Source organism: Nocardioides sp. LML1-1-1.1, assembly GCF_040676175.1.
Taxonomy (GTDB): domain Bacteria; phylum Actinomycetota; class Actinomycetes; order Propionibacteriales; family Nocardioidaceae; genus Nocardioides.
In genome coordinates this window covers 129,238-151,877 of record NZ_JBEGHK010000003.1, presented here as the reverse complement: position 1 = coordinate 151,877, position 22,640 = coordinate 129,238, and the positions used below count along the sequence as shown (strand labels likewise).

The 22,640-nt window shown below is 73.2% G+C and carries 24 protein-coding genes and 2 riboswitches; of the genes, 15 read left to right on the top strand and 9 right to left on the bottom strand.

The window, feature by feature from the left end; translation table 11 throughout:
* The first annotated feature begins 3 nt into the window (after positions 1-3).
* The gene (locus tag MRBLML1_RS11775) at positions 4-969 is read left to right on the top strand and encodes a glutathione S-transferase family protein (protein WP_364515977.1); all 966 of its coding nucleotides are present in this window, start codon (positions 4-6) and stop codon (positions 967-969) included.
* Here MRBLML1_RS11775 and MRBLML1_RS11770 read toward each other — a convergent pair.
* Positions 966-1,331, bottom strand: coding sequence for a hypothetical protein (locus tag MRBLML1_RS11770; protein ID WP_364515975.1), 366 nt, complete (start codon positions 1,329-1,331; stop codon positions 966-968). The two genes, MRBLML1_RS11775 and MRBLML1_RS11770, sit on opposite strands and share 4 nt — an antisense overlap.
* An 83-nt stretch (positions 1,332-1,414) precedes the next feature.
* On the opposite strand from MRBLML1_RS11770, the gene MRBLML1_RS11765 reads away from it, so the two are divergent.
* Positions 1,415-2,671, top strand: coding sequence for a fibronectin type III domain-containing protein (locus tag MRBLML1_RS11765; protein WP_364515973.1), 1,257 nt, complete (start codon positions 1,415-1,417; stop codon positions 2,669-2,671).
* Here the strand turns inward: MRBLML1_RS11765 and MRBLML1_RS11760 are convergent.
* A complete protein-coding gene (locus tag MRBLML1_RS11760) occupies positions 2,668-3,390 on the bottom strand; it encodes a lysophospholipid acyltransferase family protein (protein ID WP_364515971.1) in 723 nt (240 codons plus the stop codon). The genes MRBLML1_RS11765 and MRBLML1_RS11760 overlap by 4 nt on opposite strands.
* 122 nt (positions 3,391-3,512) lie before the next feature.
* Between MRBLML1_RS11760 and MRBLML1_RS11755 the strand changes: the two genes are divergently transcribed.
* The gene (locus tag MRBLML1_RS11755) at positions 3,513-4,034 is read left to right on the top strand and encodes an OsmC family protein (protein WP_364515969.1); all 522 of its coding nucleotides are present in this window, start codon (positions 3,513-3,515) and stop codon (positions 4,032-4,034) included.
* Between the two features lie 9 nt (positions 4,035-4,043).
* Here MRBLML1_RS11755 and MRBLML1_RS11750 read toward each other — a convergent pair whose 3' ends face one another.
* Positions 4,044-4,382, bottom strand: a complete 339-nt coding sequence (locus MRBLML1_RS11750; RefSeq protein ID WP_364515967.1) for a UBP-type zinc finger domain-containing protein — start codon at positions 4,380-4,382, stop codon at positions 4,044-4,046.
* Positions 4,383-4,409: 27 nt separating this feature from the next.
* Complete coding sequence (locus tag MRBLML1_RS11745; RefSeq protein WP_364515965.1) at positions 4,410-5,165, bottom strand: endo alpha-1,4 polygalactosaminidase; 756 nt, start codon at positions 5,163-5,165, stop codon at positions 4,410-4,412.
* 14 nt (positions 5,166-5,179) lie between these two features.
* Between MRBLML1_RS11745 and MRBLML1_RS11740 the strand changes: the two genes are divergently transcribed.
* The 6 genes from MRBLML1_RS11740 (at position 5,180) to MRBLML1_RS11715 (ending at position 10,241) form a co-directional block, all read left to right on the top strand.
* Positions 5,180-6,091: a metallophosphoesterase gene (locus MRBLML1_RS11740; protein WP_364515962.1), complete on the top strand. Its 912-nt coding sequence runs from the start codon at positions 5,180-5,182 to the stop codon at positions 6,089-6,091.
* 40 nt (positions 6,092-6,131) lie between these two features.
* Complete coding sequence (locus MRBLML1_RS11735; protein ID WP_364515960.1) at positions 6,132-6,509, top strand: ArsR/SmtB family transcription factor; 378 nt, start codon at positions 6,132-6,134, stop codon at positions 6,507-6,509.
* Positions 6,506-7,018 (top strand): SRPBCC family protein, encoded by a 513-nt coding sequence (locus MRBLML1_RS11730; protein ID WP_364515958.1) that lies wholly within the window; start codon positions 6,506-6,508, stop codon positions 7,016-7,018. Before MRBLML1_RS11735 ends, MRBLML1_RS11730 begins: the two co-directional genes overlap by 4 nt.
* 83 nt (positions 7,019-7,101) lie before the next feature.
* Positions 7,102-7,653 carry a hypothetical protein gene (locus MRBLML1_RS11725; RefSeq protein ID WP_364515956.1) on the top strand — a complete coding sequence of 184 codons (552 nt, stop codon included), beginning with the start codon at positions 7,102-7,104 and terminating at the stop codon, positions 7,651-7,653.
* Positions 7,654-7,701: 48 nt separating this feature from the next.
* Entirely contained in the window at positions 7,702-8,706 is a 1,005-nt protein-coding gene (locus tag MRBLML1_RS11720) for a 5'-3' exonuclease (RefSeq protein WP_364515954.1), read from the top strand.
* Positions 8,707-8,738: 32 nt separating this feature from the next.
* Positions 8,739-10,241 (top strand): acyl-CoA carboxylase subunit beta, encoded by a 1,503-nt coding sequence (locus MRBLML1_RS11715; protein ID WP_364515952.1) that lies wholly within the window; start codon positions 8,739-8,741, stop codon positions 10,239-10,241.
* On the opposite strand, the gene MRBLML1_RS11710 is transcribed toward MRBLML1_RS11715, so the two are convergent.
* Both MRBLML1_RS11710 and MRBLML1_RS11705 read right to left on the bottom strand, forming a co-directional pair.
* Positions 10,238-10,720: a T3SS (YopN, CesT) and YbjN peptide-binding chaperone 1 gene (locus MRBLML1_RS11710; protein ID WP_364515950.1), complete on the bottom strand. Its 483-nt coding sequence runs from the start codon at positions 10,718-10,720 to the stop codon at positions 10,238-10,240. The genes MRBLML1_RS11715 and MRBLML1_RS11710 overlap by 4 nt on opposite strands.
* A 21-nt stretch (positions 10,721-10,741) precedes the next feature.
* On the bottom strand, positions 10,742-12,274 hold the full coding sequence (locus tag MRBLML1_RS11705) for an SDR family NAD(P)-dependent oxidoreductase (protein ID WP_364515948.1): 1,533 nt from the start codon (positions 12,272-12,274) through the stop codon (positions 10,742-10,744).
* 99 nt (positions 12,275-12,373) lie between these two features.
* Positions 12,374-12,467: riboswitch (glycine riboswitch) on the top strand.
* Positions 12,468-12,566: riboswitch (glycine riboswitch) on the top strand. It abuts the riboswitch before it with no gap.
* Positions 12,567-12,619: 53 nt separating this feature from the next.
* Between MRBLML1_RS11705 and gcvT the strand changes: the two genes are divergently transcribed.
* Genes gcvT through MRBLML1_RS11685 form a run of 4 tightly spaced genes read left to right on the top strand, consistent with a single transcriptional unit; the run spans position 12,620 to position 16,779 of the window.
* Positions 12,620-13,744, top strand: a complete 1,125-nt coding sequence (gcvT, locus tag MRBLML1_RS11700; RefSeq protein ID WP_364515946.1) for a glycine cleavage system aminomethyltransferase GcvT — start codon at positions 12,620-12,622, stop codon at positions 13,742-13,744.
* 12 nt (positions 13,745-13,756) lie between these two features.
* On the top strand, positions 13,757-14,128 hold the full coding sequence (gcvH, locus tag MRBLML1_RS11695) for a glycine cleavage system protein GcvH (protein WP_364515944.1): 372 nt from the start codon (positions 13,757-13,759) through the stop codon (positions 14,126-14,128).
* A 3-nt stretch (positions 14,129-14,131) separates the two neighbouring features.
* Positions 14,132-15,415 (top strand): serine hydroxymethyltransferase, encoded by a 1,284-nt coding sequence (glyA, locus tag MRBLML1_RS11690; protein WP_364515942.1) that lies wholly within the window; start codon positions 14,132-14,134, stop codon positions 15,413-15,415.
* Complete coding sequence (locus tag MRBLML1_RS11685) at positions 15,406-16,779, top strand: L-serine ammonia-lyase (protein WP_364515940.1); 1,374 nt, start codon at positions 15,406-15,408, stop codon at positions 16,777-16,779. The genes glyA and MRBLML1_RS11685 overlap by 10 nt, the downstream gene beginning before the upstream one ends.
* A 7-nt stretch (positions 16,780-16,786) precedes the next feature.
* Here MRBLML1_RS11685 and MRBLML1_RS11680 read toward each other — a convergent pair whose 3' ends face one another.
* Positions 16,787-17,269, bottom strand: a complete 483-nt coding sequence (locus MRBLML1_RS11680) for a (2Fe-2S)-binding protein (protein ID WP_364515938.1) — start codon at positions 17,267-17,269, stop codon at positions 16,787-16,789.
* 7 nt (positions 17,270-17,276) lie between these two features.
* Positions 17,277-19,601, bottom strand: a complete 2,325-nt coding sequence (locus MRBLML1_RS11675) for a molybdopterin cofactor-binding domain-containing protein (RefSeq protein ID WP_364515936.1) — start codon at positions 19,599-19,601, stop codon at positions 17,277-17,279.
* Positions 19,602-19,744: 143 nt separating this feature from the next.
* On the opposite strand from MRBLML1_RS11675, the gene MRBLML1_RS11670 reads away from it, so the two are divergent.
* The gene (locus MRBLML1_RS11670; protein WP_364515933.1) at positions 19,745-21,193 is read left to right on the top strand and encodes a diguanylate cyclase domain-containing protein; all 1,449 of its coding nucleotides are present in this window, start codon (positions 19,745-19,747) and stop codon (positions 21,191-21,193) included.
* Here the strand turns inward: MRBLML1_RS11670 and MRBLML1_RS11665 are convergent.
* Positions 21,117-21,713 (bottom strand): TetR/AcrR family transcriptional regulator, encoded by a 597-nt coding sequence (locus tag MRBLML1_RS11665; RefSeq protein ID WP_364515931.1) that lies wholly within the window; start codon positions 21,711-21,713, stop codon positions 21,117-21,119. The two genes, MRBLML1_RS11670 and MRBLML1_RS11665, sit on opposite strands and share 77 nt — an antisense overlap.
* 53 nt (positions 21,714-21,766) lie before the next feature.
* On the opposite strand from MRBLML1_RS11665, the gene MRBLML1_RS11660 reads away from it, so the two are divergent.
* On the top strand, positions 21,767-22,630 hold the full coding sequence (locus MRBLML1_RS11660) for an oxygenase MpaB family protein (RefSeq protein WP_364515929.1): 864 nt from the start codon (positions 21,767-21,769) through the stop codon (positions 22,628-22,630).
* The last annotated feature ends 10 nt before the right edge of the window (positions 22,631-22,640 follow it).

Sequence of the window (22,640 nt, the reverse complement as noted above, 5' to 3'; positions counted from 1 at the left end):
CTGATGCCGGCGTACACCGAGGAGGGCAAGGCCTTCGACCGGGACATGACCTACATCCCGGACCGGATCACCCGGGAGCCCGGCCGCACCCAGGACGGGTACGGCGGCCACGAGCTCGCGGTGCCGACCTGGCCGGTCCAGCCGGGCCGCTACCGCCTGGTCGCGGCGCGGGCGTGCCCGTGGGCGCACCGCTCGATCATCGTGCGCGGCCTGCTCGGTCTCGAGGACGCGATCTCGCTGGGCCTCGCCGGGCCGACGCACGACGAGCGCAGCTGGACCTTCGACCTCGACCCGGACGGGCGGGACCCGGTGCTCGGCTACGAGCGGCTGCAGGAGGCCTACCTGGCGCGCTACCCCGACTACCCGCGCGGCATCACCGTGCCGGCGGTCGTCGACGTGCCGACCCGGGCGGTGGTGACCAACGACTTCCCGTGGATCACCCACGACCTCTTCTTCGAGTGGCGCGACCACCACCGCCCGGGCGCGCCCGACCTGTGGCCCGACGCGGTGCGCGCGGAGATGGAGGAGGTGATGCAGTGGGTCTTCACCGAGGTCAACAACGGCGTCTACCGCTGCGGCTTCGCCGGCTCCCAGGAGGCCTACGACGCGGCGTACGACCGCCTGTGGAGCGCGCTCGACCGGCTCGAGGAGCGGCTGACCGACCGCCGCTACCTGATGGGTGAGGCGATCACCGAGGCCGACGTCCGGCTGTTCACCACGCTGGTGCGCTTCGACGCGGTCTACCACGGGCACTTCAAGTGCAACCGCAACAAGCTGACCGAGATGCCGGCCCTGTGGGGATATGCGCGGGACCTGTTCCAGACCCCCGGCTTCGGCGACACCGTCGACTTCGAGCAGGTCAAGCGGCACTACTACGTCGTGCACGAGGACATCAACCCGACCGGGATCGTCCCGCGCGGGCCGGAGCTGGAGAGCTGGCACGGCGCGCACGGTCGGGAGCGGCTCTAGCCGCCCGGCAGCGGCGGCTCGGCCGTGGTGACGACCCCGACCACGTCCCAGGTGGGGCCGAGCCACATCCCGCCGCGGTCCCAGCGCAGCACGGGGCGGCCGAACCGGACGTCGTAGACGCCGACGACGGCCTGCTCCCCTGCACGCGCCAGGACCAGGTCGCCGCGGACGGGGCGGCGGCCGCCCTCGCGGACGGTGACCTCGGTGCCGGCGGGCAGGTCGCGGGAGGCGAGCCGGTCGCCGGCGAGCCGGTGGCGGAAGCGGTCGGGGCCGGGGCGCTCGCGGCGGGCCGGGCGCACGGCCGGCGCCGGGTCCGGCAGCTCCAGGGGAAGGCACTCGTCCCCGGACGTCCTAGAACGCATGTTCGAGAGCCTAGGCCATTCCCTCGTAAAAGATGCCTGGGACCGGCCACAGGACGCCGCCGCCACGACTAGGTTCGCTGACGATGAGGCTGCTCCCCCGCGTCCTTGCGCTCGCCCTGCTGCTGACGGCGCTGGTCCACGCGCGCCCGGCGGAGGCGGCGACCCGGCCGTCCGCGCCCCGTGCCGTCGCGGCGGCGCCGCTCGACCGGGCCGTGAAGGTGACCTGGCGGCCGCCGTCCTCGACGGGCGGCAGCCGGATCACCGGGTACGCCGTCCAGCGGCGCAACAGCACCACGGCCCCCTGGACCACCGTCCGGTACGCCGGCGCGGGCGCCCGCTCCTGGACCGAGACCGGCCTTGTCAACGGTCGCCGGTTCTACTACCGGGTGCAGGCGCGCAACGCCCGCGGCACCGGTCGCCCGAGCGCACAGGTGAGCGCGGTGCCGCGCACGGTGCCGGGCGCGGTGCGCTTCTTCGAGGCCGACAACCACGACCGGGCGCTCGGCGCCTACTGGCCCGCCGCGGCGGCCAACGGGGCCGCCATCGACTTCTACCGGGTGGAGATCTCCACCGACGGCGCCACCTGGGCGACCGCTCGCACCAGCACGGTCGCGGCCCCGCGCGCGAAGCCGCTGCTCTTCCCCGGACTGCCGCCGGGTGCCCGCTACTGGATGCGGATCCGGGCGCACAACGCCGCGGGGTACGGGCCGCCGTCGGGCATCGGGCCCTATCGCGTCTACGCCGTGCCCGGCGCGGTCGGCGGCCTGCTCGCGACGCCGGGCGACGCGACGGTGACGCTGTCGTGGACCGCGCCGGCGGCCGTCGTGACGGCCGGGATCCCCGCCGCCGCGTCGTACGACGTCGAGGTGTCCGGCGACGGCGGCGCGACCTGGAGCACCGACAGCACCGTGAGCGAGGGTCCGGTCGTGGTCGACGGGCTCGTCAACGGCACGGCGTACCTCTTCCGGGTCCGCGCCCGCTCGGCGTTCGCCGCGATCGGCCCGGGCCCGGCGGTCACCAGTGAGCCCGCGACGCCGACCGGGGCGCCGACCGTGCCGCGCGAGCTGAGCCTGGCCCGGGACGAGGAGTCGAGCGCCTACCGGCTGACCTGGGCGCCGCCGGAGAACGACGGCGGCTTCCCGCTCGACCACTACGAGGTGGAGTGGTGGGACGAGGCGACCGTGCCCCCGCGCCCCGGCACGACGTACGCCGCGGACGCCACCGCCGCGCTGGTCGGGGACCTCCCGCTCGACCACCAGCTCCGGCTGCGGGCCTGCAGCGCCACGCTGTGCGGGCCGTGGACGGACGCGGTCGGGCCGGTCGGGCCGGTCGGGCCCTAGCGCTGGCGCCGCCGCCAGCCGAGCCAGGCGCCGAGGCCGAGCGCCGCGAGGCCCGCCGCGACGACGCCGGGGCGGTTCTGCCACCGGGTGTACTCCTCGCTGACCTGCGGCCAGGCCGCGCCGATCGCCGTCGCGGCGTCCTCCGGCGTGGCCGCCAGCCCCTCGACCGAGACCGGCGTGCCGAAGACGATCCGGACCCGGCGCGGCAGCGGCCAGCGCCGCTTCTCCGTGCCGGTGATGGTCGCCGGGACGAGCGGCGCACCGGCCTCGATGGCGAGCCGGGCCGCGCCGCGCTTGGGCGTGCCGAGCCCCTCCTCGCGGACCCGGGTGCCCTCGGGGAAGAGCGCGAGCGCGTCGCCGCGGCGCAGGATCGCCCGGGCGGTCTCCATCGCCTCGGCGTCGGACGCGCCGCGTCGTACCGGGAAGGCGCCCAGGCGCAGGAAGACCTTCGCCAGCGGGCCCTCGAAGTGCTCGGCCTTGCCCATGAAGTGCACCGGCCGGCGCAGCACGATGGCCACGAAGAACGGATCCCAGAAGCTCTTGTGGTTGGGGACGATCACGACCGGGCCAGTCGCCGGGACGTGCTCACGGCCGGTCGCGGTGAAGCCGCAGAGCAGCCGGATGACGAGGGTCGCGACCAGCTTGACGACCCGGTAGAGCGGGCCGCTGACGCCCTGCTCGCGCGCGATCCGGTGGGCTTCCTCGTTGCTCGTCGCCATGGCGCCATGGTGCACCCGTGCAAGGCCGCGCCGCGCACGACGCGACGACCTGGCGACGACCCGTTTCCCGATCAGACTAGATCGATAGATTTGCTGCACTATCCCTGACCGAGGAGCAGCAGATGACCACCACCGCCAGCAGCCGGCTCAACGACGTCGACATCGAGGCCGTCGGCGGCCTCGTCCAGGCGATCACCGAGGACCCCGCGAAGGCGCAGACCACCTGGGCCGCGCACGTGACCTGGCAGGGGGGCTTCGCCTCGGAGTCGCGGGTGCGCTCCTTCGCGCCGACCCCGTCCGACGAGCCCGCGGGCCTCGGCGGCGGCGACACCGCGGCCAACCCGGTCGAGCAGCTGCTCGGCGCGCTGGGCAACTGCCTCGCCGTCGGGTACGCCGCCAACGCCACCGTCGCGGGGATCGCCCTCGACGACGTGCGCATCGACCTCGAGGGCGACGTCGACCTGCACGTCTTCCTCGGGCTCGCCGAGGGCCACGCCGGCTTCAGCGCGATCGAGGCCACCGTCACCATCGACTCCCCCGCACCGCGCGCGGACCTCGAGGCGCTGCACGCCAAGGTGCTGTCCTCCTCGCCGGTCGGCCACACCCTGCGCAGCGCGGTCCCGGTGGAGGTCACCCTGGCCTGAGCCGACCGCTCAGTGGATCAGCTCGCGCCAGTTGAGCGGTACGGCGCCGCGCGGCCCCGGCGCGGGCTGGTCGTCGGGGTGCGCGGTCGGCGCCGCGAGCTCCGGGCCGTCGTACGGCGCCTCGGAGCCGTAGTCCCAGAACCAGTCCTCCCCCGGCTCGAAGGACTGCACGACCCGGTGCCCGGTCGCGTGGAAGTGCGCGGTCGCGTGCTGCTCGGGCGAGGAGTCGCAGCAGCCGACGTGCCCGCACGCGGCGCAGCGCCGCAGGTGCACCCACCAGCCGCCGGCCGCCGAGCACTCCGCGCAGCCGGTGCCGCTGGGCGGGACGTCCACGTCGATGTCGCTCATGCGCCCGACGCTAGTCCTCGTCCGGGCTCAGCACCATGCCCGTACGCCGTGCGGCGAGAGCGCCCGGTCCCGGAGCACGATCCCGAGCCGCGGACCCCAGCGCGCGCAGGCGCGGCGGAAGTCGGCGCGGCGGTACTCGATCACCAGCACCCGCCTCCCGTACAACGCCACGTAGTCCCCGCACTCGTCGTAGCGTCCGCACTCCTCGGCCACCGCGAAGTCGAAGCCCAGCGTGGTGCCGTCGAGCTCGGACCAGTTCTTCTGGCCCACGGCGAGACCGCGCAGGTGGGCCCGCCGCACGAGCGTGCGCGCGAAGGCCTTGGCCTGCGCTCGGGTGACCAGGCCGGAGCTGCGCGACCACGAGTCGAGGTTGTCGAGCTCGACCGCGTCGTAGCCGGACCGGGCGCAGCCGTCGATCCACGGCCCGACGATCCGGGCCAGCGCGGCGCGCTTCGGCGAGGTGCGGATGTCCAGCAGCCACTCGCCCCACGCCTCGTCGGCGACCGGCCGGCCGCCCCGCTTCAGGACCAACGACCAGTGCCGGCGCCAGAAGGGGGCGGCGTCCGGCTGGGTCTGGAAGGCGTTGACGTAGCAGACGTTGTAGCGACCGGCCGCCGGCCGCGCGGTCCGGTCGCGGACCACGACGTCGACGCCCCGGGTGGGCGTCACCGCGCCACCGAGCTGGTAGTCCACGTCGCCGCCCGGGGGCGGCGGGGTGACCGCCGGCGTGAACGCGAGGGCGAGGGTCAGGGCGAGCGCGGCGAGCACCGGACCAGTCTGCACCTACCCTCGTGGTCGTGGAGCCCCTCGGCCAGTACCCCGACCCGACGCACGTGGTCGCGCACCTCAGCGACCCGCACCTGCTCGCCGACACGCTGCAGCACGGCGTCGTCGACACCGTCGCGCACCTGGAGGCCGCGCTGGCCCGGCTCGGCCGGCTGCCCACCCCGCCGCAGGCCCTGGTCTTCACCGGCGACCTTGCGGACAAGGCCGAGCCCGCGGCGTACCGGCGCCTGCGCGAGGTGGTCGAGCCGGCCGCCGCCGCGATCGGCGCCGAGGTGGTCTGGGTGATGGGCAACCACGACGAGCGCGCGACGTACGCCGAGACGCTCTACGGCGCCACGAGCGACGATCCGCAGGACCGGGTCCACGACGTCGCGGGCCTGCGGATCGTCGCCCTCGACTCGACCATGCCGGGCTGGCACCACGGCGCGTTCAGCGACGACCAGCTTGCCTGGCTCGCGGACGTGCTCGCCGAGCCCGCGCCGCACGGCACGCTGCTGGCGATGCACCACCCGCCGATCCCGGTGCCGATGCTGCGCCTGGGTGAGCTGATCGAGCTGCACGACCAACCCCGCCTGGCCGAGGTCGTCGAGGGCACCGACGTGCGCGGGATCCTCGGCGGGCACTTCCACTTCACCTCGTGGAGCACCTTCGCCGGCGTACCGGTCTCGGTGGCGTCGGCCACCTGCTACACCCTGGAGCCGGCGCCGAACCGCCGTCTGCTCTCCGGCGTCGACGCGCACCAGGCCTTCACGATGCTGCACCTGTACGACGACCGGGTGGTCCACTCGGTCGTGCCGGCCGTCGAGGCCGAGGAGGTCAGCGGCTACGGCTTGGAGCTGCTGGAGCCGCTCGCCGCGCTGTCCCGCGAGGAGCTCTTCGACCTGGTCTCCCGCAAGGACTCCCCCTTCAACCAGCCGGGCTGAGCCCTGGCGCTATTGGTAACTGATGTGTTACCAATAGCGCATGGACGCGTTCGAGGCGCTCGCCGACCCGGTCCGCCGGGGCCTGCTCCGCCGGTTGGCGGCCGGCCCGGCGCGCGTCGTCGACCTCGCCGCCGAGCAGCCGGTCAGCCGTCCCGCGGTGAGCAAGCACCTGCGCCTGCTCACCGAGGCCGGCCTGGTCGGCGCCGAGGACCACGGCCGGGAGCGGCACTACCGGCTGCTCCGCGACGGCCTGGCCCCGGTGAGCCACTGTCTCGACGGCTTGCTCGACCGGTCCTCCCCGGCCCGTCCGCCCATCCCCGAGACCGCGCTCGACGGGCTGGACCTGGAGGTCCGCCGCACGACCCGCGAGCGCCGGGGCACCCCGACCCGCAGCACCCAGCACGAGGAGACCGCATGAGCACGCCCACCGGACGCCGCGTCGACCGCGACGGCACCACCTACGTCGAACTGGTGCGCACCTTCCGCGCCCCGGTCGCCGACGTGTGGGCCGCCGTCACCGAGTCCGACCGGCTGGCCCGGTGGATCGGCACCTGGACCGGAGACCCGACGTCCGGAGAGGTGCTCTTCCAGATGGCCTACGAGGGCGACGAGGTGTCCGGGGAGACCTTCCGGATCGACGAGTGCGTCCCGCCGTACCGGCTGCGGATCACCACCACGATGCCCCGGGACGACGGCACCGAGGACCACTGGCGACTGCGGGTCGACCTCGGCGAGGAGGACGGTGTCACCACGCTGACCTTCGCCCAGGACCTGCCCGACCCGACGATCGCGGAGAACGTCGGACCCGGCTGGGAGTACTACCTCGACCGGATGGTCGCGGCCGAGACCGGCGCCGATCCCGCCGCCCTGGTGTGGGACGACTACTACCCCGCGATGAGCGACCACTACCGGCGCGCGTTCGGCTGAGTCAGCCCTCATCGACGCCCCGGCATTGTGTCGGGGGTGCATGGCAGCCTGAGCACAACGGCACAGGCTGAAGGAGAACGCACATGATCACACCCGAAATGGCAGCCCTCGGAACTCGCCTAGCTGAGGCGATCGCCCGGAACGCTGCTAGTGCGATCGGCAGCAAGGTCAACGCGATTCGAGCCCGCAAGTTGGATCAGGCTGCGATGAACGAACTCATCGAACTCGTCAACGACCTGATCAGCGACAAGAACGAGCTCATCGGCATCGCTCAGGGATACGAGCAAGAGCTCGTCGCGCAGCGGATCTCGGACAACGACATCACCTACATCACGACGCAGCTGCTGCCCCTGGTGGAACAGCTTTCGGGCTTCGCCGACGACCGTGAGGGGGCTGAGGCCGTGAAGGCGATCAAGAGCTTGGTAACAGCCGAAACACTAACGATCATGCAGCTGGTCGGATTCAACTTTCGGCGAGCAATCGGCGAGCCGCTCACCACCCTGGTCGAGCGCCTGATTCTCAGCCAGGTGCCCGCTCCCGACAGCGCAGCCGAGCAGAAGATTCTCGAGCTTCGGCGCGAGGCCGCGTACTTGGAGGCGGTCACGGACCCGGAGGCACGTCCCTTGATCTCCTAGAAGGGTCGCCCAGGTCATCAGATCTAGGAGTCCTACCATCGACGGGCCATGAACCCCGTCCCCGAGCGTCCACGCAAGCTGCTGCTGGCCGTCGACGCGCCGTCGTTGCTGCACCGCAACCACCACGCGCGGGCGCACACCCGGCACCGCGACCGCGGCGGGCGGCCGGCGTGGGCGCTGCACGGGATGCTGCGCCAGATCATCGAGTCGATCGACGTGTTCGCCCCGGACGCGGTGATCTTCGGGCTCGACGACCGGACCACGTCGTACCGCCGCGACATGTACCCCGACTACAAGGCCGGGCGGGCCGAGAAGGACCCCGACCTCGTCGACCAGCTCGACCGCGCGGGCGCGCTGCTCGACGCCCTCGGGATGGCCACGCTGACGCCCCCGGGGCTGGAGGCCGACGACGTCAACGCCTCCGCGGCCACCTGGGCCGGTGAGAACGGCTGGGACTGCGTGATCATCACCTCCGACCGCGACTCCTTCGCCCACATCAGCGAGCACACCCAGGTGCTGCGGCTCATCGACGGCGGCATCAACGGCTCGCCACTGCTGACGCCCCGCCGCCTCCTGCTGATGTACGGCGTGCCGGCCGATCGCTACCTCGACTTCGCCGCCGTGCGGGGCGACGCCAGCGACAACCTGCCCGGGGTCCGCGGCATCGGCGAGAAGACCGCGGCCGTGCTGCTCGCCCACATGGGCTCGATGCAGGCCGTGTGGGCCGACATCGAGCACGACGACGGCGCCACCCTGGTCGCGGCGCTCGACTCGTGGAGCGAGGAGACCGGCAACCGGCGGATCGGCGCGTCCACGCTGGCCAAGCTGCGGGTGCCGGAGGCGCGCGAGCGCTACGAGTTCAACCTGCGCCTGATGTCAGGGCGCACCGACCTCGACCTCGGGCTCACCCCGGACGTGCCCGGCACGCCAGGTCTGCTGCCCCTCGACATCGAGCGCGTGGAGCGGGTGGTCGGGCACCTGAACTTCGACGCCACCACCGCGCTGGCGCTGCGGGTGCTCACCGGGGAGCCGGCCTCCGCGGGTCGCGACTGAGCCGACCACGAGGGGTGCGTCATGATGGCGCGGTGACCGAGGACGCACCTGCCCAGGGACTCACCGAGGTGCTCGCGCGGCGCTTCCTGACCACCGACGCCGCCCGGCCCGAGAAGGTCGCCCGGTGGCACGCCAAGGGCCGTCGTACGGCGCGGGAGAACATCGCCGACCTCGTCGACGCGGGCTCCTTCGTGGAGTACGGACGCTTCGTCACCGCCGCCCAGGAGCAGCGCCGGCCGCTGGCCGAGCTGGTGGTCGAGGCGCCCGCGGACGGCATCATCGGCGGCACCGCGACGGTCGACGGCCTCGCCTGCGCGGTGCTGTCCTACGACTACCTGGTGATGGCCGGCACCCAGGGCATGCGCGGGCACCGCAAGTCGGACCGGCTGATCGAGCTGGCCGCGCGGGTGAGCCTGCCCGCGGTCTTCTTCACCGAGGGGGGCGGCGGGCGGCCCGGCGACGTCGACCTCCCGCTGGTGTCCGCGCTCGACGTCGGGTCCTTCGCCCTGTGGGGTGAGCTGACCGCGCCGCGGATCGCCGTCGTCTCGGGCAGGTGCTTCGCCGGCAACGCCGTCATCGCCGGCTGCGCGGACCTGCGGATCGCGACCCCGGACGCCAACCTCGGCATGGCCGGGCCGGCCATGATCGCCGGCGGTGGGCTCGGGCAGTTCGCGGCCGAGGAGGTCGGTCCGGTCTCCGACCAGGCCGCCAACGGCGTGCTCGACGTGGTCGTCGAGGACGAGGAGGCCGCCGTCGAGGTCGTACGACGCCTGCTCGGCCTGCTGGCCCGGCCCGACCTCGGGGCGGGCGACGCCGAGGACCCGGAGGCGCTGCGGGGCCTGCTGCCGGAGAACGAGCGCGAGGCGTTCGACGTCCGGCCGGTGGTCGAGGCGCTCGCGGACACCGACTCGGTGCAGTGGCTGCGGGAGGGCTGGGCGCCCGAGCTGGTCACCGCGCTGGCCCGGATCGACGGGGTCGCGGTCGGCGTCGTGGCCAACCAGTCGACGGACCTCGCGGGGGCGCTGACGGCCGACGCCTCCACCAAGGCCGCGGACTTCCTCGGCCTGTGCGAGCGCTGGGGCCTGCCGGTCGTCTCGCTCGTGGACACCCCCGGCTTCATGGTCGGCCCGGAGGCCGAGCGGACCGGGCTGGTGCGCGAGGCCTCGCGGATGGTGACCGCGGGGGCACGGCTCACCGTGCCCCTGGTGGGCGTGGTGCTGCGCCGGGGCTACGGCCTCGGCGCGCAGGCGATGCTCGGCGGCAGCACGCGCCGCCCCCTGCTGACGCTGGCGTGGCCGGACGCGCACCTGGGGCCGATGGGCCTGGAGGGCGCGGTGCGACTGGCGATGGCGCACGAGCTGGCCGCGATGCCGGAGGCCGAGCGGGAGGCGGCAGTCGTCGAGCACACCGCCGCACTGCGCGAGCACGCCAAGGCGCTCAACGCCGCCCGGGTCTTCGAGATCGACGACGTGGTCGACCCGGCCGAGACCCGGACGCTGGTCGCGGCGACGATCCGTCGCGCGCTCCAGGGCTAGAGGTAGAGCCCGTCGCCGGCCGCCGGCTCGGCGGTCGGGTCGGCGGCCTGCTCCGGTGCCGGCTCGTCCTCGAAGGTGAGCGAGCCGCCGAACTTCTCCTTCAGCTGAGGCCCGAAGAAGCTGCTCGCCTCCGCGACGTCGGTCAGCGAGGACTCCAGGGTGCCCTTGTTGAGCGCGAGCCCGGCGACGGCGTCCTCGAACACCACGGAGCTCTCCGCCCAGTAGACCCGTGCGTGGAGCAGCCGCTGGTTGATCTCGTTGAGCATGCCGAGCAGCTCCGGGGTCTGCTCGACGTCGTGCAGCGCGACCGACCAGACCCGCACGGCCGGGCGCTCGTCGGTGCCGACCACGCGCACCGTGTAGCCGCTCCTGCCGAAGCGGAACGGGTAGCCGCCCTGGTCGTCCTTGCTCAGGTCCTCGTTGCCGGTGAACTGCTCGAGCAGGCGCTCGACGTACGCATCGACCATGTCGCGGCTCATGGCGAGCACCCTACGCGCGGGTCACCACGGCGAGGGCTGGTAGTCCTTGAGGAAGCAGCCGTAGACGTCCTCGCCGGCCTCGCCGCGCACGATCGGGTCGCAGACCCGGGCCGCGCCGTCGACCAGGTCCAGCGGCGCGTGCCAGCCCTCGGCGGCGATCCGCAGCTTCTCGTGGTGCGGGCGCTCGTCGGTGATCCAGCCGGTGTCGACGGCCGTCATCAGGATCTTGTCGGTCTCGAACATCTCCCCCGACGAGGTGCGGGTCATCATGTTGAGCGCGGCCTTGGCCATGTTGGTGTGCGGGTGTCCGGCGCCCTTGTAGCGGCGGGAGAACTGGCCCTCCATCGCCGAGACGTTGACGACGTACGCACGGCGGGCGCCGTTCTGCACGGCGGCACGCAGCGCCGGGCGCAGGCGTGAGTTGATGAGGAAGGGCGCGATCGAGTTGCAGAACTGCACCTCCAGCAGCTCCAGCGGGTCCACCTCGTCGAGCACCTGGGTCCAGGAGTTGTTGTCCTGGATGTCCGGGATCAGGCCGCCGGCGTCGACGGCCGTGCCGGCGAGGTGGGCCTCCAGCGAGGCACCGCCGGCCTTGAGCGCGAGCGCGGTCATGGTGGCCGCGTTGTGGGCCGCGATCGCCGACTCCGCCGACTCGCCGTCGTGGTGGGCCACGGCGTGCGCCTCCAGCGCGCCCGCGATGGCCGCCGGGTGCGCCTCGGAGATCCGGTCGAAGGTGACCATCTCGGGCAGCTCGACGTGCTCCGGCAGCGGGGCGAGCTCGCCCTCGGTGAGGTGGGAGTAGGCCCCCGGGAGGCGGCGCACGGTCTGGCAGGCGTTGTTGATGATGATGTCGAGCGGGCCGTCGGCGGCGACGTCGTCGGTCAGCGCGATCACCTGGGTGGGGTCGCGCAGGTCGATGCCGACCACCTTGAGCCGGTGCAGCCAGTCGGCGGAGTCCTCCATCGCGGCGAACCGGCGCACCGCGTCCTTCGGGAAGCGGGTGGTGATCGTGGTGTGCGCGCCGTCGCGGAGCAGGCGCAGCGCGATGTACATCCCGATCTTGGCGCGGCCGCCGGTCAGCAGCGCGCGCTTGCCGGTCAGGTCGGTGCGCTGGTCCCGCTTGGCGTGGCTCATCGCGGCGCAGCGCGGGCACAGCCAGTGGTAGAACGCGTCGACGAGGGTGAAGTCCTCCTTGCAGATGTAGCACCCGCGCGCGGTGATCAGCTCGCCGGCGAAGGCGCCCTGCGCCGTCGAGACCAGCGGGATGCCTGCGGTCTCGTCGTCGATCCGCATCCGCGAGCCGGTCGCCGTCTTCTCGATGATCTCCTGGTCGTGGCGCTGCCGCTCCTGGCGGATCTCGGCACGTCGCGTCTTCTTGATCAGCTTGTACATGTACGACGCCGCGCGCTTCATCGTGCGCACGTCGTCGTGGTCGGGGTGGAGCTCCGGGATCTGGCGCAGCACCTTGATCGCGATCGCCAGCTCGTCGGGATCGATGCGGGTGAGCGGCTCCGTGGTCGGCTCGGGAGTCGGCTCGGGCTCGGGGTGGGGCACCGGTGGATCGTACGCGGCCGACACGCTCGGCCGGCGACCGGCGTTGACCGACCGGTCGGCGCTGCCTAGGCTCGGCGCCACAACTGCAGATCGCGCTGTCGACACCCAGCGGGAGAGACCCGGCCACCGAGCCGGGCGCCGAAGGAGCAAATCTCCCCACGAATCTCTCAGGCACCCTGACCGCTGGGACGAGGCGAACTCTGGAAAGACGGGACGCCCGACGTCCCGCACCCACGGTGCAAGCCGCCCCTCGGCGGCGAAGCTCTCAGGTACCGATGACAGAGCGGGGAGGCCATCCGACCTCGACCCCGGCTGCTGCCGTGGTCACCTCTAGGAGCCTCCCGCATGACATCGACGACCTCGACGACCCTGTCCCGACCCACCCCGCTGGACGACGTCCACCGCGCCCTCGGCGCTTCCTTCACCGACTTCGCCGGCTGGCGGATGCCGGTGCGCTACGGCTCCGAGCTGGCCGAGCACCACGCGGTCCGCACGGCCGCCGGTCTCTTCGACCTCACCCACATGGGCGAGATCGAGGTGACCGGCCCGGGGGCCGGGGCCGCGCTCGACCACGCGCTCACCGGCCGGCCCTCCGCGATCGGCGTGGGCCGGGCGCGCTACACGATGATCTGCGCCGAGGACGGCGGCATCGTCGACGACCTCGTCGTCTATCGCCTCGCCGAGGAGCACTACCTCGTCGTCGCCAACGCCAGCAACGTCGCCGTCGTCGCGCCGGAGATCGCCACCCGCGCCCACGGGTACGACGCCGAGGTCCGCGACACGTCGGCGGACTGGGCGTTGCTGGCGGTCCAGGGGCCGCTCGCCCCCGGCATCGTGGCGGGGCTGACCGAGCTCGACGTGCCGTCGCTGAAGTACTACGCCATCACCGCCGGCGCGCTCGCCGGCGTGGACGTCCTGCTCGCCCGCACCGGCTACACCGGTGAGGACGGCTTCGAGGTCTACTGCCGCCCGGCCGACGCCGCCGCGGTGTGGCTGGCCCTGTGGACGGCCGGCGAGCCGCAGGGCATGGTCCCCGCCGGCCTCGCCTGCCGCGACACGCTCCGCCTCGAGGCCGGGATGCCGCTCTACGGGCAGGAGCTGAGCCGCGCGAGCACGCCCGACGAGGCACGGCTGGGCCGGGTCGTGGACCTCGACAAGCCCGCCGGGTTCGTCGGCGACGCCGCGCTGCGCGAGCGCCGCGAGTCCGGGCCACGACACCTGCTCGTGGGCCTGGTCGCCACCGGCCGCCGCGCCCCGCGCGCGGGCTACCCGGTGCTCGACCCGGCGAGCGGCGAGCAGGTCGGCACCGTCACCAGCGGTGCGCCCTCCCCCACGCTCGGCGGGCCCATCGCCCTCGCCGCCGTCCGTCCCGACCTGGCCGAGCCCGGCACCCGGCTGGCCGTGTCCCTGCGCGGCACCGCCGTGGACGCCGAGGTCGTCGCCCTGCCCTTCTACACCCGCACCCGCTGAGGAGCCCCCGAGATGAGCAACCCCACCGAGCTGAAGTACACCGCCGAGCACGAGTGGCTGGCCGTCGACGGCGACACCGCCCGGGTCGGCGTCACCGCCTTCGCCGCCGACGCCCTCGGCGACGTCGTGTACGTCGACCTGCCCACCCCCGGCGACACCGTCACCGCCGGCGAGGCGTGCGGCGAGCTGGAGTCCACCAAGTCCGTCAGCGACCTCTACGCGCCGGTCACCGGCGAGGTGGTCGCGGTCAACGAGGCCGTCGACGCCGACCCGAGCCTGGTCAACAGCGACCCGTTCGGCGAGGGCTGGCTGTTCGTGGTCCGCTTCACCGAGCCCGGCGACCTGCTCGACGCCGCGGCCTACGACGCCCTCGTGGCGGGCTGAGCGATGGGCAGCACGCTCGACGAGCCCCTGGCGTCGTACGACCCGGAGGTGCACGCCGCGATCGGTGCCGAGCTGGCCCGCCAGCAGGACACCCTGGAGCTGATCGCCTCGGAGAACTCCGCCCCGGTCGCGGTGATGGAGGCGCAGGGCTCGGTCCTCACCAACAAGTACGCCGAGGGCTACCCCGGCCGCCGCTACTACGGCGGCTGCGAGCACGTCGACGTGGTCGAACAGCTCGCCATCGACCGGGTGAAGGCGCTCTTCGGCGCCGAGGCCGCCAACGTGCAACCGCACTCGGGCGCGCAGGCCAACGCCGCCGCGATGTTCGCGCTGCTCCAGCCCGGCGACACGATCCTCGGTCTCGACCTGGCGCACGGCGGGCACCTCACCCACGGGATGCGCATCAACTTCTCCGGCCGGCTCTACCACGTGGTGGCCTACCACGTGGACGAGACCGACTTCCGCGTCGACATGGCCGAGGTCGAGCGGCTCGCCCTGGAGCATCGGCCCTCGCTGATCGTGGCCGGCTGGTCGGCGTACTCCCGCCACCTGGACTTCGCGGAGTTCCGCCGGATCGCCGACCTGGTCGGTGCCTACCTGATGGTCGACATGGCCCACTTCGCCGGACTGGTCGCCGCGGGCCTGCACCCGAGCCCGGTGCCGCACGCCGACGTGGTCACCACGACCACCCACAAGACCCTCGGCGGCCCGCGCGGCGGGGTGATCCTCAGTCGTGCGGACCTCGCGAAGCGGATCAACAGCGCGGTCTTCCCCGGCCAGCAGGGCGGCCCGCTGGAGCACGTCGTCGCCGCCAAGGCGGTGGCCTTCAAGATGGCGGCCTCCGAGGAGTTCGCCGAGCGTCAGCAGCGCACCCTGGAGGGCGCCCGGATCCTCGCGGCCAAGCTCGGCTCCGAGAAGATGCGCGCGGCGGGGATCAGCGTGCTGACCGGCGGCACCGACGTCCACCTCGTCCTCGTCGACCTGCGCGACTCCGAGCTCGACGGGCAGCAGGCCGAGGACCGGCTGCACTCGATCGGGCTGACGGTCAACCGCAACGCGGTGCCCTTCGACCCCCGGCCGCCGATGGTGACCTCGGGGCTGCGGATCGGCACGCCCGCGCTGGCCACCCGCGGCTTCGGCGCGGAGGAGTTCGCGGCCGTGGGCGACATCATCGCCACCGCGCTGAGCCGCACCCCGTCGGCCGACCTCACCGCGGCGCTGGCCGGCCGGGTCTCCGCGCTCGCCAAGCGCTTCCCGCTCTACCCGGGGCTGACCGGATGGCGCTGAGCACGTTCGACCTCTACTCGATCGGCATCGGGCCGTCGTCCTCGCACACGGTCGGCCCGATGCGGGCGGCCGCCCTCTTCGCGCACGGCCTGGCCGGCGAGCCCGAGGTCGCCCGGGTGCGGGCGGAGCTGTTCGGCTCGCTCGGCGCCACCGGCCACGGCCACGGCTCGGTCAAGGCCGTCGTCCTCGGCCTGCAGGGCGACGACCCAGCCACCACCGACACCGGCACGTACGACGAGCGGGTGGCCGCCGTCCACGAGCGGCGGAGGCTGACGCTCCCCGACGGCCGGGCCATCGGCTTCACCGCCGACGACGTCGTCATGCACCGGCGCCGATCGCTGCCGGCCCACCCCAACGGCATGGTCTTCACCGCCTACGACGCCGCCGGGACCGAGCTGCGCAGCCGCACCTACTACTCGGTCGGCGGCGGCTTCGTCGTCGACGACGACCGGATCGGCGCGGACCGGGTGGTCGAGGACGAGACCGTGCTCCCCCACCCGTTCACGACCGGCGCCGAGCTGCTGGAGGTCTGCGAGCGCACCGGCCTGCGGATCTCCGACGTGATGCTGGCCAACGAGCTGACCTGGCACACCGAGGCCGAGGTGCGCGCCGGCCTGCTCGACATCTGGCGGGTCATGGAGGACTGCGTCGAGGAGGGCTGCCGCCGCGAGGGCGTGCTCCCCGGCGGGCTCAAGGTGCCCCGCCGGGCACCCCGGCTGCGTGCGGACCTCACCGCACGCGGCGGGAGCGACCCGCTCGACGTGCTGGACTGGGTGAACCTGTTCGCGCTCGCGGTCAACGAGCAGAACGCCTCCGGTGGCCGGGTCGTCACCGCGCCGACCAACGGCGCGGCCGGCATCGTGCCGGCGGTCCTGCACTACTGGGTGCGCTTCGTCGCCCCCGGGCTGAGCGCGGCGGAGCGGGACGACGGCATCGTCCGGTTCCTGCTCACCGGCGCGGCGATCGGCATCCTCGCCAAGACCAACGCCTCGATCTCCGGCGCCGAGGTGGGCTGCCAGGGCGAGGTCGGCTCGGCCTGCGCGATGGCCGCAGGCGCCCTCTGCGAGCTGATCGGCGGCACCCCCGAGCAGGTCGAGAACGCCGCCGAGGTCGGCATCGAGCACAACCTGGGCCTGACCTGCGACCCGATCGGCGGGCTGGTGCAGATCCCCTGCATCGAGCGCAACGCGATCGCGTCGGTGAAGGCGATCAACGCCGCCCGGCTCGCCTGCCACGGCAACGGCTCGCACAAGGTCAGCCTCGACAAGGCGCTGAGGACGATGCGCGACACCGGTCGCGACATGCACACCAAGTACAAGGAGACCTCGCGCGGCGGCCTCGCCGTCAACGTGATCGAGTGCTGACCCCGGCTCAGCCCATCGCCGCCTCGCCGGTGCGCACCGCCTCGCGGATCCGCGAGTAGGTCCCGCACCGGCAGACGTTGCGGATCGAGTCGAGGTCGTCCTCGCTGATCGCCCGGCCCTCGGCACGGACCTTGTTGACCAGCGCCACCGCGGCCATGATCTGGCCCGGTTGGCAGTAGCCGCACTGGGCGACGTCGTGCTCCAGCCAGGCGTCCTGCATCGGGTGCAGGCCGTCGCCGGGGACGGTGTCGGCGAGCCCCTCGATGGTGGTGATCTCGTCGTCGGCGCCGATCGCGTCGACCCGCACCGAGCAGGGGTTGAACGCCTTGCCGTTGATGTGCGACGTACAGGCCTTGCAGACGTTGATCCCGCAGCCGTACTTCGGGCCGGTCACGCCGAGGACGTCGCGCAGCACCCACAGGATGCGGACGTCGTCCTCGACGTCGACGGTCACGGTCTCGCCGTTGAGCTGGAAGGTGTGCTTCGGCATGGCGACCTCAGAACGTGTGGCGGAGGCCGTCGGTCGGCGACTCCGGGACGGGCGGGACGAAGGACTTGGGCTCGAAGTGCAGCGGGGCCCGGAAGTTGATCGGGAACTCGGTGGGCAACGTCCCGGTCGCGCGGGCGTAGGCGCACGCGACGGCCGCCATCGACGCCGCCACCCCGGCCTCGCCGACGCCGCCGGGCTCCCGGCTCTCGGAGTCCAGCACCTCGCAGTGGAACTCGAAGGGGACGTTCCACTGCCGGGTGTAGGCCGAGTTGTCCCAGCTGGCCTCGAGGAAGTGCCCGTCCACGAGGTGGTTGGAGTAGGTCAGCGCCTGGGCCAGCCCGTCGGAGAAGCCACCCATCATCTGCGCCTTCACCCCCTCGGGGTTGATCACCACACCGGCGTCGACGACGACCGTCGCGCGGGTGACCCGCGGCCCGGTGACGGCGTCGCGGACCTTGCGGTCCACCGTCTCGGGTCGGCAGTCGATCTCGACCAGGACGGCGGTGGCGCCCTTGTACTCCTTGTGGATCGCGATCCCCTGCGCCGTACCGGCCGGCATCGCCTTGCCCCACTCCCCCAGCTCCGCCGCGCGGTTCAGGACCCGCTTCACGACCCGGCTCTTGAGGTAGGCGCGCCGGAAGGCCACCGGGTCCTGCTTGAGCCGGGCCGCGACCTGGTCGACCATCAGCTCGTTGGCCGTGGCGACGTCGGGTGAGTAGATGTTGCGCACCGAGCTGGTGTTGAACCGGTCCGGCGCGGGGTCCGGCTCGTTGAGCAGCTGGGTGATCACCCCGAAGTTGTAGGGCAGCTCCTGGGTGAGCAGGAAGATCGTCTCCGAGAAGCCGAGGTTGGCCAGCCCGGTCGGCAGCGCCGCCACCTCCGCGGTCAGCCGCTCCCCCAGGCCGTGGGTGAAGTCGGTGGGCACGCTGGTGTGCCGCTGCTCGAAGCTGATCACGCTGCCGGCCAGCACCGTCGCGCGGATCCGCGACGTCGCCATCGGGTGCACGCGGCCCTGCCGCGGCTCGTCGGCCCGGTGCCACATCAGCTTCACCGGCACGCCGAACGCCTTCGAGGCGTGCGCGGCCTCGATCGCGGCGTCGCTGAACAGCTTGCGCCCGAAGGAACCGCCGCCCTGCACCACGTTGACCGTCACCCGGTCCTGCGGCAGCCCGAGTGCCTTGGCGACCTTGGACTGGGCGTCGATCGGCGACTTCAGCCCGCCCCAGATCGTCGCCCGCCCGGCCCGTACGTCGGCCACGGCACAGTTGGGCTCCAGCGCCGACCCGCTGCGGAAGTGGAAGGTGAACGCACCGTCGACCGAGGTGGTCCCCAGCTTGGGCACGACGAGCGGCAGCTCCGCGCGGCGCAGCTCCCGGTGGATGTCGTCGGCGTTCTTGCCGGGCACGGTGCCGGCGGTCCACTCGACGTCGAGCGCGCGGACCGCGTCGATGCACTGCCCGAAGGTCCGGGCCCGCACGGCCACCCCGGTCGGGATGACCGCGACGTGGGTGACGCCCGGCATCGCCGTCACCGCCGCCTGGTTGCGCACCGATCGGGCGGTGCCGTTGAGCCCGGGCGCGCGGCACACCATCGTGGGCAGCGCGTCGGGGACGTCGAGGTCCATCGCGAACTGCTTGCGCCCGGTGACCGCGTCGAGGGCGTCGATCCGGCGCTGCGGCGTACCGACCAGGGTGCGCTCGGAGGCCGTCTTGAGCCGGACCCGCACCTTCTTGGTCGCCGGCGCCGCGGCGGCGCTCGCCACGTCGGCGTAGGACACCGAGGCGCCGCCGGGTGCCAGGATCACGCCGGCCTTGGTGACCAGCGTGTCCACGAGCGCACCGAGCTGGATGGCCGCCGCGTCGAGCAGGGCCTTGCGGGCGACCGCGGCGGCGACCCGGACCGGGGTGTAGAGCGAGACGATCGTGTTCGAGCCGCCCGTGAGCTGGTTGAAGAGCAGCTCCCTGCGAGCCGGGGCGAGCGTCACGTGCACCCGCTCGATCGGCAGGTCCAGCTCGTCGGCGACCAGCATCGCCATCGCGGTGGTGATGCCCTGGCCGACCTCCATCCGCGGCAGCGCGAAGTGCGCGTCGCCCTGGGCGTCGAGGGTGATCCCGACCAGGCCCGACGTCGGCAGCGCGCAGTGCGTCAGGAAGTCGTTGAGGTCGTAGAGCTCCGGCACCTGCGGCACCGACGGGATCGGCAGTGCCTGGGCCGGGTCGACCCCGAGGGTCAGGTCGGCGGCCACCATGAGCGTGGTGCCTCCGACGACGTACCCGACGAACGAGCGCCGGCTGAGCTTTGCGGCAGGCTCGCGCCGCGATGTCTTCCCCATGTGCGAACTCCCGAGAGCAGTGAAGGTCGTCACACGACCATGGCACGCCGAGATTGGTCGAAGGTTGGTCCGGACTCCTCCGATGGGGCTCGGCACAGCCGATGGACAGGTACCCGAGCCGCCGACGGAAGTGGAGTGGAACCGTGACGGGACGTGCCGTCCGGGCCGTGCTGCCCGCTCTGGGCCTGGGCGCGGCGTACTCGATCGCGATCCTGGTCGGACGGTCCACGCGCGTCGACGGCGGCGAGATCTCGCTCGCCTGGCCGGCTGCTGCGGTCGCGGTGCTCTGGGGGCTCTACGCCAGCAGCCTTCCTCGCCGGGCCGGGACGACGCACTGGGTCCTGCTCGGCGTGCTGACCTGCGGGGTCAACCTGACCACCGGCGCCAGCATGTCGCTCGCCGTGTGGTTCGTCGGCGTGAACCTCGCCATGGCCGCCGTCGTCACCGTCGTGCTGCGGTACGGCGAGCGTCCGGTCGCGCTGCGCGACCCGGCCGACCTGGGCCGGCTGGTCGTGGCGGTCGCCGCCGGCACGCTGGTCGCGGCCGGCCTCGCGGTCGTCTTCTTCGCCGCCACCGGGCACGAGGACCTGCGCGAGACCTTCGCCCTCTTCGCCGTCCGCAACGCGATGGCGGTGCTGGCCGGGGTCGCCGTGGCGCTGCGCCTGCGGCACGCGACCTGGCGCCGGCCCGAGCCGACCGGCGCCCGGGTGCTGGAGAGCGTCGCCTGCCTCGCGGTGGTCGTCTGGGTCTTCGCGCGGGTGTTCTGGTTCAACCCCGGCCTGCCGCTGGCCTTCGCGGTGATGGTGCCCGCGATGTGGGTCTCCCTGCGCTTCTCCACCACGGTGGCCACGCTCTTCCTGCTCGCCGCCGGCATCTCGATCGTGTGGGCGACCCTGCTCGACCGGGGCGCGCTGCGCGGCATCTCCATCCGCGAGCAGGCCCTCCTCGCGCAGGGCATGGTCGCCTGCCTGACCCTGGTGGTGCTGACCCTGGCCCTCTTCCGCGACTCCCGCAACGACCTGATCGGGCAGCTGCGCCACCTCGCCCTGCACGACCCGCTCACCGGCCTCGCCAACCGCACCCTGCTGACCGAGCGGCTGGAGCGCGCGCTCGCGACCGGCGGCGCCGGCACGGTCGGGGTCGTGGTGCTCGACCTCGACGGCTTCAAGGTCGTCAACGACGCCTGGGGGCACGACGAGGGCGACCTGCTCCTCGTCGAGATCGCCCGGCGCCTGGTCGCGGTGACCGGGCCGGGCGACACCGTGGCCCGGTTCGGCGGCGACGAGTTCGTCGTGCTGCACCGCGGGCTCACCGACCCCCGCGAGCTGGAGCTGTGCGCCGAGCGGATCCGCCGGGCGGTGGGTCAGCCCTACGGCCAGGCCTCGGACGCGCCGTACGACCGGATCACGGCGAGCATCGGCACCGCCGTCTCCGAGCCCGGCTGCACGCCCCGCAGCCTGGTCAACCGCGCCGACCAGGCGATGTACGACGCCAAGCGGGCCGCGCGGCGCGACCTCAGAGCCCCGGCAGCACGCGCTGCACGATCGTCAGCAGGGACTCGCGCAGCAGCAGGTGGGCCTGCTCGCGGGTGAGCGTCCCGGCCCGGGACCACTCCCGGATCGCCCCGCGGGCCAGCTCGCCGAACGCCCGGACCGCCGCCCGTGCGGCGGCGTCCGCGGGGTCGCCGCCGACGAGCTCGAGCACCCGCCCGGCGGCCAGGTCGTGGGCGCCGTCGAGGATCGCGCGCACCTCCGCGTCGTCGCCGATCCCCTCGGCCGCGCCGACGGTGAGGTAGGTCGCCCGCTCCGGGGTGATCGAGCCGAGGAACCAGTGCACGGCCGCGTCGACGCGCTCGGCGAGCGAGCCGGCCGGCAGGGCGACGTCCCCGATCTCCGGCAGCAGCGCGGCGCGTCGTACGACCTCCAGGTAGAGGGCGCGCTTGTCGCCGAAGTAGTGGTTGAGCAGGCCCCGCGCGACGCCGGCCGCGGCGGCGAGCTCGGTGGTGGACACCTCGACGTACGGCCGCTCGGCGAAGAGTCGCTCGGCCGCGAGCAGGATCTGCTCGCGGCGCTGGTCCGGGGAGAGCCGCTGGCGGCGGGCGACCTCGCTCATGGGAGGAGCCTAGCCTATTGGCAGGCTGCCAATAAGGGTCTAGCCTGGGTGCCGTGACCCGCTCCGCCACCACCTCCCGCAGCGCGAAGGTGCGCGACCTGCCCGTCCCCGACGGGTTCGACATGCGCGACCACGTGTCCGGGCTCGGCGCCCACCTCGCCGGACCCGCCAACGTGATCATGCAGCTCAGCTGGCCCGGTGTCGGGCACGGCGTGATGAACAGCCGGGTCGAGGACGGCTCGGCGATGAAGCGGCCCTTCAAGCGCGGGCGGACCACCTTCACCTACCTCGCCGTCGCGCTGCTCGGCAGCGATGCCGACCGGACCGCCTTCCGCAAGGAGGTCAACCGCCAGCACGCGCAGGTCTACTCGCGGCCGGGCGAGAAGGTGCAGTACAAGGCGATGGACCCGCGGCTGCAGACCTGGGTCGCGGCCTGCCTCTACTACGGCACGATCGACATGATCGAGAAGATGCACGGCCCGCTGCCGGAGGCCGAGGCGGACGCGCTCTACGCCCACTGCGCCCGCTTCGGCACCACCCTGCAGATGCCGGCCGAGGCCTGGCCCGCCGACCGTGCCGCCTTCGACCGTTACTGGGAGGACTCGCTCGCCGAGGTCGACATCGACCCGGACGTGGCGGAGTACCTCATGCAGCTGACCACCCTGCAGAACTTCCCCGCGCCGTTCCGGCTGATGGCGCCGTTCCTGGTCTTCGTCACGACCGGCTTCCTGCCGCCGCTCTTCCGTGACGCGATGGGCCTGTCGTGGACCCGGCGCCAGCAGCGCCGCTTCGACCGGATGCTGCGCGCCCTCGGCCGGCTCGAGCGGGTGCTCCCCCGCGTGCTGCGGATCTTCCCGTTCAACCTCTGGCTCGCCGACATGCGCCTGCGCCGCCGCCTCGGCCGTCCCCTCGTCTGACCGCCCGCTC